Origin of the sequence: Siminovitchia fortis, assembly GCF_003605365.2 — a bacterium.
GTDB classification, from domain to species: domain Bacteria; phylum Bacillota; class Bacilli; order Bacillales; family Bacillaceae_C; genus Siminovitchia; species Siminovitchia fortis.
In genome coordinates, this window is record NZ_QYTU02000102.1 from 1 (window position 1) to 774 (window position 774).

Here is a 774-nt window from a genome sequence, read left to right on the forward strand (position 1 = left end):
CACGCTTCCACTAAACCTAACGAATCATAAGTGGGCAAAATTCCGCAAAACAAAAGCAGGAGTTAAGCTACATCTACGACTAGTGTTTATGGATAAAGACACCGTCTATCCTGAAAAAGCGGAAATTACAACAGCTAAAGAACATGACAGAAATCAACTAGAAATCCTTGTAGACGATAAGGATGCCATGTATGTGTTTGATCGTGGATATGTTGACTACGAACGATTTGATCGAATGACCGATGAGGGCTATTTCTTCGTGTCAAGACTGAAGAAAAACGCCGTCATTCGTGAAGTAGAGACTTTTGCTGTGCCCGAAGATTCTACTGTTTTATCCGATAAAATGGTATACATTGGTTCAACTCAAAATCGTACAGAGAATGTGTTCCGCCTTCTCGAAGTAGTGGATACAAAGGGAAACACTTTACGATTAATTACCAATCGCTTCGATCTGGATTCCGAAGAGATTAGTGAAATTTACCGTCAACGCTGGGCAATTGAGCTATTCTTTAAATGGCTCAAACAGCACGTAGAGATCAAACACTTTTATGGCATGAGCGAAACTGCCATTCAAAATCAAATTTTCCTTGCGCTCATTGCTTATTGTCTAAATGTCCTTATCCAGTTGGAGACAAAGAGCAAGAAATCTTTACTCCGGATCAGCCGCTGGTTAAAGAAAACTCTTTGGAAACCTGCATATGTCTGGATACGAAGATTTGATGGAAGATCTAGCCCGTAAATACATACACTGTCGTAGCTGCCAATAGTTTAATT

Annotated in this window: 1 protein-coding gene; it reads left to right on the forward strand. The window is 39.9% G+C overall.

All coding sequences use genetic code 11. The annotated features are described in order from the left end of the window. Nucleotides 1–739: IS4 family transposase (locus D4N35_RS17845; RefSeq protein WP_120076049.1), on the forward strand; the 739-nt coding region annotated here is incomplete at its 5' end. Nucleotides 740–774 lie beyond the last annotated feature (35 nt).